The 11,946-nt window shown below is 70.7% G+C and carries 12 protein-coding genes; 8 read left to right on the forward strand and 4 right to left on the reverse strand.

The features are described from left to right. Positions 1 to 31: 31 nt before the first annotated feature. On the reverse strand, positions 32 to 268 hold the full coding sequence (locus tag GA0070617_RS26180; RefSeq protein ID WP_091444268.1) for a hypothetical protein: 237 nt from the start codon (positions 266 to 268) through the stop codon (positions 32 to 34). Then, entirely contained in the window at positions 265 to 747 is a 483-nt protein-coding gene (locus tag GA0070617_RS26185; RefSeq protein WP_373868363.1) for a DivIVA domain-containing protein, read from the reverse strand. The genes GA0070617_RS26180 and GA0070617_RS26185 overlap by 4 nt, the downstream gene beginning before the upstream one ends. A gap of 159 nt (positions 748 to 906) precedes the next feature. On the opposite strand from GA0070617_RS26185, the gene GA0070617_RS26190 reads away from it, so the two are divergent. From GA0070617_RS26190 to GA0070617_RS26225, 8 genes are all read left to right on the forward strand, one after another. After that, positions 907 to 1,137, forward strand: coding sequence for a GntR family transcriptional regulator (locus tag GA0070617_RS26190; RefSeq protein WP_091447404.1), 231 nt, complete (start codon positions 907 to 909; stop codon positions 1,135 to 1,137). Between the two features lie 197 nt (positions 1,138 to 1,334). Beyond that, positions 1,335 to 2,225, forward strand: coding sequence for a hypothetical protein (locus tag GA0070617_RS26195; RefSeq protein WP_091444277.1), 891 nt, complete (start codon positions 1,335 to 1,337; stop codon positions 2,223 to 2,225). Beyond that, a complete protein-coding gene (locus GA0070617_RS26200; protein ID WP_091444281.1) occupies positions 2,222 to 2,824 on the forward strand; it encodes a hypothetical protein in 603 nt (200 codons plus the stop codon). The genes GA0070617_RS26195 and GA0070617_RS26200 overlap by 4 nt, the downstream gene beginning before the upstream one ends. Continuing rightward, a complete protein-coding gene (locus GA0070617_RS26205) occupies positions 2,818 to 3,384 on the forward strand; it encodes a hypothetical protein (protein ID WP_091444284.1) in 567 nt (188 codons plus the stop codon). Before GA0070617_RS26200 ends, GA0070617_RS26205 begins: the two co-directional genes overlap by 7 nt. A 158-nt stretch (positions 3,385 to 3,542) precedes the next feature. Continuing rightward, positions 3,543 to 4,109, forward strand: a complete 567-nt coding sequence (locus GA0070617_RS26210) for a hypothetical protein (protein WP_139135771.1) — start codon at positions 3,543 to 3,545, stop codon at positions 4,107 to 4,109. Between the two features lie 733 nt (positions 4,110 to 4,842). Further along, positions 4,843 to 6,162, forward strand: coding sequence for a hypothetical protein (locus GA0070617_RS26215; protein WP_139135772.1), 1,320 nt, complete (start codon positions 4,843 to 4,845; stop codon positions 6,160 to 6,162). A 150-nt stretch (positions 6,163 to 6,312) separates the two neighbouring features. Next, positions 6,313 to 7,647, forward strand: a complete 1,335-nt coding sequence (locus GA0070617_RS26220; RefSeq protein ID WP_091444295.1) for a TrkH family potassium uptake protein — start codon at positions 6,313 to 6,315, stop codon at positions 7,645 to 7,647. A 28-nt stretch (positions 7,648 to 7,675) separates the two neighbouring features. Then, positions 7,676 to 8,308: a potassium channel family protein gene (locus GA0070617_RS26225; protein ID WP_373868367.1), complete on the forward strand. Its 633-nt coding sequence runs from the start codon at positions 7,676 to 7,678 to the stop codon at positions 8,306 to 8,308. Positions 8,309 to 8,318: 10 nt separating this feature from the next. Here the strand turns inward: GA0070617_RS26225 and GA0070617_RS31840 are convergent, their stop codons facing one another. Together GA0070617_RS31840 and GA0070617_RS26235 are read right to left on the reverse strand one after the other, a co-directional pair. Next, positions 8,319 to 10,241 carry a protein kinase domain-containing protein gene (locus GA0070617_RS31840; protein WP_342341800.1) on the reverse strand — a complete coding sequence of 641 codons (1,923 nt, stop codon included), beginning with the start codon at positions 10,239 to 10,241 and terminating at the stop codon, positions 8,319 to 8,321. Positions 10,242 to 10,387: 146 nt separating this feature from the next. Next, entirely contained in the window at positions 10,388 to 11,944 is a 1,557-nt protein-coding gene (locus GA0070617_RS26235) for a fused MFS/spermidine synthase (protein WP_091444300.1), read from the reverse strand. Positions 11,945 to 11,946 lie beyond the last annotated feature (2 nt).

Raw genomic sequence — 11,946 nt, forward strand, 5'->3', positions numbered from 1 at the left:
AGGACCGCGCCCGTCGGGAGAACCATCGAGGTCAGCAGTCGCCTGGGTGGCCGGCGCGTCCGGTGCAGCGTCGGCCGTTGCCGAGGAGTCGGTCGCAGAAGATCCGGTGGTGTACGCCCTGTTCGTCTTCGTACGACACGGTGGTTTCGGTGCGGTCGACGTTGCCGAGGAAGCTGACGGCGCGGGTGATGACGCGGGCGTAGCGGCGGGCGGTGTCGAGGTTGTCGGCGACCACGGGTAGGTGGACGACGAAGCGTTCGGTGCTCATCGGTTGCCCCCTGGGGTGAACTGGGACTGCCAGGTGCGCAGCGCCGTCTTGATTCGGGTGTTCTCCTCGGTGGCGGTGGTCAGGGCGTGGCGGGTGGTGGCGAGTTCGCTGGCGACGCGGTGGAGGTGGGCGTACACGTCGGTGGGGCGGAGGCCGCGGCGGACGGTGCGGAAGTGTCGGTTGCGGATCTGGGCGACGGTGAGGCGGGGGCAGGAATCGGCGCGGTACCAGCCGTCGTGCGGTGATCGGCGTCCGGCGGGTGGTGCCGGTGGGTGGTGCGGCGTGGGTGGTGTCGGTGGGTGGGTGGCTCGCCGGAGCCGGGTGAGCAGGGTACGCATGACGCCGCCTTCCTGGGCCGGGGCCCGTGTGTCGTGGGTGGAGGCGGCCCGGTCCGGGGCGGGGGAAGCGGACCGGGCCGCCGGCCCCGTGACCGCAGCCCTGATCGGCGGTACGGCCCCGGAGCCAACCTGGTTGTCCACGCTCGGAAGGGTTTGCCGAACCAACCGGAGCCGGACACTCAGCAACTTACGCGACTTACTAACCGCAGTCTAGCCCTGAGTATTGGCGCGCCTACATATTGCAGCAGCTACAGCAGGTCGGGCATGATCAGTGGTGCCGAACCGACCGGAGTCCTCACCATGCCCACAGCACAGCCGTCGTTCCGCCGCATCGTCGACGAGATCGTCGCCAAGATAGCCAGTGGCGAGCTGAAGCCCGGCGACAAGCTGCCGTCGACCAGCCAGCTCGCCATCCAGTACGAGGTCAGCAACAACACCGTGTATCGAGCGCTCGCCATCCTGCACGACCGCGATTTGATCATCGGCCACCAGGGCCGCGGCACCTACGTCGCGCAGCGGCCGGAGCGGTAGGGCCAGGACCGGACCGACCCGCCGTACCCGGTCCACCTGCCACCGGGGAGTCACCGGCCGCCGCCGGACGACCGGGGCGTCGTCGGCGTGAGACCGCGATCACCTGACCTACGATCGAACCGAGGGGCCATCGCGCCCGTCGTGAACCGGGACGACGCGACAGGCGACGACGATCGCCCCGGTGAAGGGTTCGACGAATGCAGTACGACACACAACCGCTGGACGATTACCTGAGCGCCCTGGAGGCGAATCTCGCCACGTCGGAACAGGCACGCCGAAGCAGTGGCCAGATCGCCTACCCGGCCGAGACCCCGCCCCCGTCCACCAGCCAGGTTCTCGGATCCTTGACCGACATTGCCCGAGCGCGCCAGCGAGCTGCCGCGACCGAGCTGACCACCGCGGCGGGCTACCTCGCCGCCACCGACGAACAGCTGTCGGAGCTGCTGCCGGCGCGCATGACACCGTTCCAGCTCGACTCGGCTCTCGAGAGCCGACGGAGAGCCGAGGCCCCGCTGCGCGTCGCGCTCGACGCCCAGGACACCGCCCAGAGCCAGATCTGGGAGGCGGTCCACACGCTGCGCTCCGCCGACCCGGGCAGCGCGCAGCCGTTCGAGGCCGCAGCGCACCAACAGATCAAACTGATCCGCGAGTTGGTGGCGGTCACCCGCGAGCTTCACCACGGCCCGGACCTGGAGCCCTACCGCGACCCGGCCAGGGAGGTCGCCGCGTCCCGGCAACCCGCCGCAGCCGGGCGCGAATCGCAGTTTGCGATCGACGCCGCCCTGACTGAGCACTGGAACAACGGGGCCCGCCTGCAGCGGGAAGCGCGCCTCCCTGGCCTGCCCGACGCTGCCCGTGCCGCACAGCAGCACATCCGCGTGAACCTCGCGGAAATCGAGGCGCTGACGGAACGGCAGCGGCAGGCAACCGAGCAGTTCACGACGCTCAGCCAAACCGTCCTGAGCCGGCAGGCGGCCCTCCTCCGACCGGCGCCGCCCACCCAGCCGACGACGACGAACAGTTCCACCCCGGCCAACCAGGCCTTCCACCTGCCCAACCGACAGGCCAAGGCGATGGGACCACGATGAGCTACCCGGACCGGAACCAGCAGGACTTCCCCATCCACGAGCCCAGGACCCCGCAGACCACCCGAGGCATGGTGCGGGACCACGGCGTGGATGCCGTGCGGCAGAACCTGCTCCCGGCGGATCGCCAAGCCTTCGACGAGGCCAACCCTCGGAACGAAGCCCTGCGGGCCGCCCAGGACGTCAGAGAGCACCGCCGGGAACTGGAACGACACGACGCGAGGACGATGGCGGACCTGCCGCGCAACGCCACCGAAGAGCAGGTCCGAGCGGTACGCGAAGCAGCAGCACCGAGCCGCGGTTACACCGAGGAGGACCTGGCGGAGGTCCAACAGGTGGTACGGAGCTACCGGAACAACCTCATCGAGCACGTCGACAACCGCAACCTGCTGCCGGGCGTCATCACCCGGTCGCAGCTCTACAGCACGCCAGCACCGAGTGTGGCGGACGTCGCCCCCCTCCAGTCGCCGGGCGGCAGCAGGTCGAACCAGCAGCCCCGGTCCGGGCACAGCGACAGCAGCCCCCGTCCGCCGCTGGGCGAGTCCCGGGGCGACCGATCCAGGCCCGGCCCCCGTCCAGGTGACCCCCGTGACCGATGTTGACCACCAGGGAAGAGGCGACGATGAGTTACCCCAACAGCGGGTCGGACTTCGACATCCACATCGACTGGCGGGATCGTTCGCTACGCCACGACTACACCATCGAAGCCATCCGGGATGCTCTGCCAGCTGACGTACGGAACGACTTCGACCGGGTGCACCCGTGGAGTCTGGTCGAGCAGAGCGACGCGCAGGCGGCGGAACGCCGGGCCGCGCTGGCAGACTTCGACCGGAGACAGGTCCCTTACGAACAACTCGATGCCTTCATGGCCGCCAGGCAAGAGCTGGTCAACCTCCAGACACAGGCCGACAAGCACGCGAACGACAGTCGCCACGAGTACCGGGAGAACCTGATCAACTACGTCAGTAGTCGCGGTGTGACCCTGACCTTCAGGGAGCCGTCGAGGCTGCCCCAGGAGGCGGGGGCGGGTTTCGCGCCGTACGCCACGCTGGAGTCCCCGAGCCAGGGTCGACGCGACCGGCCTCGCCGTGAGGGCGGCAGCGGACAGGCCAGCAGGCCGCCGATCGAGCCGCCCCCGCAGCGGCGCGGCCAGTTCCGCTGAGGAGAGCCGGGCCCTCGCTGGTGGCCCTCCCGCCACCGGCTCCGCCACCACTGTCCACTTGAGACAGTAATCACACGCAACCCCTGCCGCATCGAGGAATCATCGCCCCGGTCACGTCGCTGCCAATAGGAAAGGCAACGAGACAGGGGGATAAGTCGATGACTCACCCGAACCCAGAAGGCTCGTACGGTCAACAACCTGCCGCACCGCAACCACGCAACGGGCAGGAGCTGCTTGCCCAGTACGACTACCTCACGGTCCGCGACTACGGCATGACTCAGGAGCAGCGAGACCGCTACGACCGGCAGTACTACCCGCCGGTTGAGCGGGCGAACCAGCGCCTGGACAACGCCCACACGGCTCTGGAGGACTACCAGGGGTGGATGGAGATGTACCCCACGAACTCCTCCCGCGAGCGTCAGCAGCGGGCCGAAGAAGTCCAGAACCGGACCATGGAGGTCCGGAATGCCCAGCAGAACCTTATAGCCACGCAGGATGGGTACGAGCGGAACATCGTCCCCTTCATCGACCAGAACAACCTGGCCGGGCAGATGCACAACAGGATCGCCACCGGCACCTGGAGCCCGACGATGTCGGAGGTGGCGTCGCTGCGCAGCCCGGGACGCGGCAGTCAGTCCCCGGACAACAGCAGCACCCGACCGGCCCTGGCACCAACCTCCGGGAACGTCCGCCGAAACGCCCGCGGAGGCGGAGGCGGAGGGTAGCACCGGCGGTGCGCCCGACGACCGGCCGACGCCAGGTCGCCGGCTGAGCGGTACGGACGGAACGGTCGGGCCGGCCCGTCGATCCGGTGGGGCGGATCGACGGGCCCGCTGGTTCAGCGCCGCCGAGGTGAGACGGCGGTCACCGAGGCTCCGGTCGAACCGGGAGCCGTCGTTCCCGTCGTACGAGGCGGTGCTCCGAGGGGTGAACCGACCGGGCGGACGGCACTTCATGCGACTGAGCCCGCCAAGCGAATCCGCCGACCATCGTCCCGACAGGAGCCGACCGGAGTGAACCGAGACGACCAACAAACGGCCAGTACCGGGCCCCCGCGGAAATGCCGGCCAGTCGCCGGGCCCGACGATCGTGACCGACCGATGTCCCCAGGCGCGTACCGCCCCGGGGTTGCCGCCTTCCGCCGCCCGACGGCCCTACACCTGTCGTAACCGATCCCCGGCGCGCCGGGTGCGCAACTCGGCGAAGGTGCCAGAGCAGACAGGTCGCCGTTGAGCGCGAGGGTCGGCGGCTGGCCGGCAGATGAAACCCGGTCGGCGAAGCCCGGCGCGCGGCACTGCGAGTTTGCCGAAAGATCGAACCGATCAAGGTGACCGGACGTTGTGCGGAGGACCAACGGCCGAGTGACGCGGCCCCGGTCCGCCGTCGGGCCCCGTCGTCAGATCAAGGAGCCGCCCACGACGGCGGGAATCGACGGAAGCGCTATCTGGAGGAGAACGAGTGCCGGAAATACCACCGACGGAGATCGCTTATGTACAGCATCTCCTGGACGGACGTCGGGCACAGTTGCGGCAGGATCTGACCGCGCTGCCCGCGGCCCTGGCGAAGCTGTCACCTGACGAAAGAAACCTCAACAGGTACGAGGAGCTTCTCGAGAGGTACCGCTTCGTCGACGAGATGCGAAACCGCAAATTTGCGGATCGGCCAGCGTACGACTCACCGGAGTCGCTGCGCTTCGATGCATACCAGCGGAACCTCCGGGCCGAGGTCGACAACCCGCTGCGGCAGTTCCTGCAGTCCGCCCGCGACCACGCCCGACAGAACCCGCACCTGGTCACCCCACCCGAGCAGGAACTCTTGGGGCGAGCCGCAGGCGTTTTCGCGCAGGTACATGCCATGGAGAACGACCTGCGGGACGCCCGTCTCAAATTCGGCCGTGCAGCTGCGACGGCAGCTCGGGAGGGGTTCGTCCCGGTAAATCAGGTGGACGAGTTCGTCCGATCTGCTGGCACCAGCACCATGAACGCGGAGCGGGTCTTGGACCCCGAGGATGCCATTCAGGATTCCGATCTCGACACCATGCGCGGCCAAGTGGCAAACCTCGCTCGGGCGGTCGGTGGAGGAAAGTGCGGAAATTACTCGGCAGAGATCGTAACCCTGGTCCAATCGCAACTGTACGACAGTAGACGGAACATCGGCGACCAGATCACCGTCATCGACTTTTTGGCCGCCAGGGGCCAGAACGGCAAAGACGTCGGTTTCGATCACGTCGCCCCGGTCATCGGCCCGCCTTTCCACCCGGAGTCCGTCGTGGTCGACGCCTGGACGAAGGAACCCACGGTGACCAGCGTCCTCAACTACTCGGTCGCGCAGATGCGTGCCTTCGACCGCGAGTCATTCGATCGGGCGGACGGCCGAGACTACAAAGCTATCGCCGCGCGGGACCACTCACCGGAGGCGTGGCTCCGGGAGAATCCGCCTCAGCGGGTCTCGTTGGACCCGACCGCGGCGAGCCGATTCCGCGAGACGATGGCATCCCACCCCCACGCCGACAGCGTCTACGACATCCAGCACGGCTACTACAACCGCATGGCCAACCCCGCTGCGGGGCGGGCGCTGACCCTGGAGAACTTCGAACTCACCGCCGCCAACGGGTTCGCGCGTTCCCGAAGCCAGTCGCCGGCACCCGCTCTCAGCGAGGTCCTGCAACAGACCAGCAGCTTCCTCCAGAACCGGAGCAGCCAGGGGGCGCCCGCGTCCAGCTCGGCGGCACCACCCGCGCCCGCCCAGCAGAACCGAGGGACGTCGCCACGCAGGTAGCAGCCGCCGGGGCCGCCCGGAGTTGCCGGCCGCCCACAGCCCTCCCTCGCAGCTGTAAGGAGGGGACCCTTCTCGACCGTATGCGTTAAGAGGGGGCCCTTCCTTGCAGTTTGGGGGGTGGGGCGGGGTGGGGGTGGACAAGATGGGCTGGTGCGCCGGTTCTTCCGTCATCCGGTCCGGCTGGTGCCGGTGGGGTTCCTGGTGGCGATCCTGCTCGGCACCGGCCTGCTGATGCTGCCCCAGGCCTCCGCCGAGTACGAGTACACCCCGTTCACCGTGGCGCTCTTCACCGCCACCTCCGCCGTCTCGGTCACCGGCATGAGCGTGGTCGACACCCCCACCTACTGGAACGAGTTCGGGCTGATCATGATCACCGTGCTCACCCAGGCCGGCGGGTTGGGCATCCTGACCGGGGCGGCCCTGGTGATCCTGGTGGTGGCCCGGCAGCTCGGCCTGCGCAACCGGCTGCTGGTGCAGGCCGAGACCGCCGAGTACGGCCTCGGCAACGTCCGCGGGCTGCTGCTGCGGATCGCGGCGATCGCCCTGGTCAGCGAGGCGGTGATCACGCTGGTCCTGGCCGGTCGGCTCTGGCTCGGCTACGACTACCCGCCCGGTCGGGCCCTCTGGTACGGCCTGTTCCACGCCGTCCAGGCCTTCAACAACGGCGGGTTCGCGCTCTACCCGGACAGCATGCTCAGGTTCGCCCGGGACGCCTGGGTCTGCCTGCCGGTGGCCGCCGGCACCATCATCGGTGGGCTCGGCTTCCCGGCCATCTTCGACGCCAGCCGCACCTGGCGACAGCCCGGCCGCTGGGGGGTGGCCACCAAGCTGACCATCTGGGGCAGCCTGGCGCTGCTGGTGGTGGGCTTCGTCGGGCTGCTCGCCGCCGAGTGGGGCAACCCGCACACCATCGGCCCGTACGGCTGGGCGGACAAGATGCTCACCGTCGGCACCCAGGACGCGGTGCTGCGTACCGGCGGTTTCGAGTTCATCGACATGGCCGCCCTGGACGAGGAGAGCTATCCCCTGCTCCTCGGGCTGATGTTCATCGGTGGGGGCAGCGCCAGCACCGCCGGCGGGATCAAAGTCGCCACCTTCTTCCTGCTCGCCTTCGTGATGTGGGCCCAGCTCCGCGGTGAGCCGGACGTCACGGTGGGCCGCCGCCGGGTCGCCAGCACCAGCCAGCGGCAGGCACTGACCGTGGCGCTGCTCAGCGTGGCGCTCGTCGCCGCCGGCACGACCGGGCTGGTGGCGTTGGCCGAGAACGTCCGGGACTACCGGGCGTTGTTCGAGGTGACCAGCGCGTTCAGCACCACCGGGCTCAGCGTCGGGCTGGCCACGACCCTCGGTGAGCCCGGTCGTCTGGTCCTCACCGTCCTGATGTACGTCGGCCGGGTCGGGCCGCTCACCCTCGGCTCGGCGATCGCCCTGAACACCCGACGTCGGCTGTACCGGTACCCGGAGGAGCAACCCATTGTCAGCTAGGCGCAGGCGGGACACCGAAGGGGTGGTGGTGATCGGGCTGGGCCGGTTCGGTTGCCACCTGGCCACCTCGCTCACCCAGTTGGGGCACGAGGTGCTGGCCATCGACCGCAATCCGGACCGGGTGCAGAAGTGGTCGCCGACCCTCGACCGGGTCGTGCAGGCCGACGCGACCGAGGTGGGGGCGCTGCGGCAACTCGGGCTGGCCGACTTCGCACGGGTGGTGGTCGCCATCGGGGCGTCGGTCGAGGCCAGCGTGCTCAGCGTGCTGGGCCTGGCGGAGCTGGGCGTACCGCAGATCTGGGCCCGGGCCACCTCGGAGCAGCACGCCCGGATCCTGGCGGCGGTCGGTGCCCAGCAGGTGATCTTCCCCGAGGCGGAGACCGGGGAGCGGGTGGCGCACCTGATCGTCAGCCGGATGCTCGACTACATCGAGTTCGGCGACGACTTCGCCATCGCCAAGGTCCGCGCGCCGGAGGCGCTGTTCGGGCGGACCTTGCGCGAGCTCGGCCCGATCGACAGGTACGGGGTGATGGTGGTCGGCGCCAAGCTGCCCGGGGAGCCGTTCCGGTACGCCGCCGGGGACACCGTGCTGGCCCCGGGCAGCATTTTGATCGTGGAGGGCAGCATCGAACAGGTGCAGCGCTTCGCCGCCCTCACCTGATCGATACCGGTCAACGGCCACCCTTGGCCGGCTTGGCACCACCGGCGCCCTTCGCGGCCGGCTTCGGGTCGGGCTTCTGCGGAGCGGCGGACTTCTTGGCCTCGCTGGCCTTCGGGTCCGGCTTCTTCGGAGCGGCCTTCTTCGCGTCAGCAGACCCCTTGGCGGCGGACTTCTTGACCGGCTGCTTCTTGGCGGCGGAGCCGCCCGAGCCGCCGGAACCACCCGAGCCGGCGGACTTCTTCGTCGCGGCCTTCGACTTCGCCTTGGCGGCCGGCGGCTTCGTCGCCGGTGCCGTGCCGGCCACCCCGGCCACCTGCACCCCGCACCGGGTCTCGCCGAGGCGGAACTCCACAGGTAGCGGGTTCACCCCGGTGTACGTGCCGGTCAGGGCGACCTTCTCCGACTTGCCCGGCGCCACCGCCGGCCGGTTGGCAGCCGGCCGGACCAGCACCGTCTCGCCCTGCTGGCGAACTGTCGGGGCGGGCCGGGTCAGCTTCTGCTCGGCCGGGAAGCTGAAGTGCACGGTCCAGTCGCGCAGCTCCCGCCGGCCGGTGTTGGTGAGCGTCAGGTCGGCGGCGAACTCCCGGCCGTTGTCCGACCGCAGGGTGTAGGCCACCGCGCAGCTCACCGGCGGCTCCAACCCCATCCGGGCCTCCGTCGGCTGCTCCGCGCCCCCACTGGCCGGGCTGTGCTGCGACGCCACCCCCCACATCGCGGCGGTGACCGCGACGAACCCGGCCGCGACCAGCCCGGCCTCCACCCGCCGACGCCGGGCGCTGACCCGAGGGCCACCGCTCAGCCTGCCACCGCTCTGGCGGCCACCGTCCAGCCCGCCACCGACCGGTAGGCCGTTGACCGGCCCGTTGTCGACCGACCCGCCCATGAGCCGCCGGCCGATCAGCCCGCCGCCGGCCCGCCGGCCGAGCAGCCCGCCGCCACCGTGCCGACCGCCGCCGGCCCGCCGGCCGAGCATCCGCCGGCCCCGCCGGGCCTCGGTGAAGGGCAACGCGTCGGTGTCGACCCGCCAGGGCAGGATCGTGGTACCGGCGTTCGCCAGCACCCCGGGATCCACCGAGGCGGCCGGCGAGACCGGCACGATCGCCGGCACCCCGGCAGCGTCGGCCAGGGTACGGGCCAGCTCGGCGGTGCCCGGCCGGTCCTCGGGGCGCTTGGCCAGACAGCGCCCGACCAGCTCGGTGACCGCGTCCGGCAGGCCCGGCACGGGTGGCAGCGGCTCGGGATCCTGGAACATGTGCGCCCGCAACAGCTGGGTGGTGCTGGACGCGTCCCAGGGCAGTCCGCCGGTGAGCATCCGGTAGAGGAGCAGGCCGACCGCGTACACGTCGGTGGCCGGCAGGACCTGGCCGTCGTCGAGCCGCTCCGGGGCGACGTACGCCGGGGTGCCGAAGACGGTGCCGTCGGCGCCCTGCTCGCTCACCCCGACCAGCGCGGAGATGCCGAAGTCGACCACCTTGACCCCGGTCGCGGTGAGCATCACGTTGCCCGGACTGACGTCCCGGTGCACCACCCCGCGGGCGTGTGCGGCGGCCAACGCCGAGGCCACCTCGGCTCCGATGGTCACCGCCTCCCGCCAGGGCAGCCGGGCGTCCCGGCCGAGCCGGGCGCTCAGCGGGACGCCGTCGACCAGCTCCATCACCACGTACGGCACGGTCAGGCCGACCTGCACCGACTCGCCGTAGTCGTACACGCCGGTGATGTTGGGATGGGCCAGCCGCGCGGCGGCCTGCGCCTCGATCCGGATCCGGTGCCGGAAGGCCCGGTCGCTGGCCAGCCGGGAGGCGAGCACCTTCACCGCCACCTGCCGGCCGAGCACCTCGTCGTAGCCACGCCACACGACGGACATGCCGCCCGCGCCGAGCTGCTCGACCAACCGGTACCGCCGACCGAGCAGCTGTGCGCCGTTACGGACCACTCCACCCATGGTCGGAGGAGTTGCCCGACAAGCCCCGGGCTACACCTGGATGATGGCATTCGGTCAGGGATGTCACCTGATCAGGCGGTGTCGCCCCGATCCGCCGACGCCTACCCGGTCGGCCGGCCCCGGCGGGGCGCAGCCGGTCAGGCGGTGGCCAGCAGCTGGTCCACCGGGGCGTAGTCGTCGGTGAGCACCAGCGCGTCGTCCACGAACTCGGCCAGCTCCGCCCCGGACAGCAGGCGTACCGGCTCGGTCAGGGTGCCCAGCTGGTTCTGCAGCGCGGGCAGCGGCAGCGGTGAGTCCGAGGCGACGATGACGAAGTTGCTGCCCTGCCGCCCGGCCAGCGAGGCCGGCGGGGCGATCAGCGCGACGTGCTCGAACTCGGCCGCGACGGTGGCCAGCTCGGCGCGGATGAACCGCAACGGCGGATAGTCGATCACGTTCTGCACGTAGGTACCGCCGGGGCGCAGCACCCGCCGGATCTCGGCGGCCATCTCCCGGGTCGCCAGGTGCCACGGCACCACGAGGTGCCCGAACGCGTCCCCGACCACCAGGTCCCGGCTCGCGCTCGGCTCGGCGGTGAGCAACATCCGGGCGTCACCGACCCGCACCCGGAACTGCGGGCCGGTCCGCAGGTCCAGCTCCGCCCGGCTCAGGTCGACCAGGCCACCGTCGATCTCGAACACCAGGTTGTCGGTGCCCGGCCGGGTGGCCGTCAGGTACCGGGGGATGGTGAACCCGCCCCCGCCCAGGTGCAGGGCGTCGACCCGGTCCCCCACCGGCGCGACCACGTTCGCCGCCGCGCCGAACCACTTGGTGTACTCGTACTCCAGGTGGGTCGGATCGGCCAGGTCGATGTACGAGTGCTGGGCGGAGTTCAGCAGCAGGGTCCGCCCGCTCTCCCGCGCCGGGTCGGCCTCCACGCTCGCGCAGTGGTACGCGGTCTCGATGTCGCACGGGTTCGGCGCGATCGTGGTCAGCCCCGCCCCGACCAGCCCCAACACCGTCAACGCCACCCGGGTACGCGCCGGACCGGGCAGCCGGCCCGCCTGGTCCTGCCGGCGCAGGTGCACCCAGAGGCCGATCCCGACCACCGCCAACGCGACCGCCGTGGCGAGCACGATCGTCGTGCTGGTGAGCGTGGCCACCAGCACGAACCCGGTGGCCAGGGTGGCCGTGATCCCACCCAGGGTGCCGATCCCGGAGAGCTTGCCGACCACCTGGCCGGTGCGGCGCAGGTCGGCGAGCTGGAGCTTGACCACCAGCGGGGTGATCGCCGAGAGCAGCATCGCCGGCACGAAGACGGCCAGCGCGGTGAGCAGCAGTACGGCGCTCTCCGCGCCGCCGCGCAGCGACTCGCCGGCGTACCTGACGATCGGCAGGGTGACCGCGGTGGCGATGGCCGAGAGCACCAGCGCCGGGGCCAGCAGCGGACGCGGGTCACGCCGGTCGGCGATCCAGCCGCCCGCCCACGCCCCGTACGCGATGGCGGCCAACGCCACCGCGATGACCGAGCTGGTGACCTGGAGGGTCACCCCGACGTACGGGCCGACCAGACGCAGGGCCACGGTCTCCAGCACCAGCACGGCACCGCTGGAGAAGAAGACCAGGAAGGCGGCGAGACCCGCCGGCAGGGCGCGCACCGGCGGCGGACCGGCCTCGGCCGGTGGATCCACCACCTCGGGAGTTGAGCTGCTCATCG

Origin of the sequence: Micromonospora yangpuensis (assembly GCF_900091615.1) — a bacterium.
Classification (GTDB): domain Bacteria; phylum Actinomycetota; class Actinomycetes; order Mycobacteriales; family Micromonosporaceae; genus Micromonospora; species Micromonospora yangpuensis.

Bases quoted from the DNA above. Each gene is read 5' to 3' on its own strand.
- GA0070617_RS26210 (WP_139135771.1), top strand. From the start codon at position 3,543: ATGACTCACCCGAACCCAGAAGGCTCGTACGGTCAACAACCTGCCGCA.
- GA0070617_RS26200 (WP_091444281.1), top strand. From the start codon at position 2,222: ATGAGCTACCCGGACCGGAACCAGCAGGACTTCCCCATCCACGAGCCC.
- GA0070617_RS26205 (WP_091444284.1), top strand. From the start codon at position 2,818: ATGTTGACCACCAGGGAAGAGGCGACGATGAGTTACCCCAACAGCGGG.
- GA0070617_RS26235 (WP_091444300.1), bottom strand. From the start codon at position 11,944: ATGAGCAGCTCAACTCCCGAGGTGGTGGATCCACCGGCCGAGGCCGGT.
- GA0070617_RS26180 (WP_091444268.1), bottom strand. From the start codon at position 268: ATGAGCACCGAACGCTTCGTCGTCCACCTACCCGTGGTCGCCGACAAC.
- GA0070617_RS26190 (WP_091447404.1), top strand. From the start codon at position 907: ATGCCCACAGCACAGCCGTCGTTCCGCCGCATCGTCGACGAGATCGTC.
- GA0070617_RS26195 (WP_091444277.1), top strand. From the start codon at position 1,335: ATGCAGTACGACACACAACCGCTGGACGATTACCTGAGCGCCCTGGAG.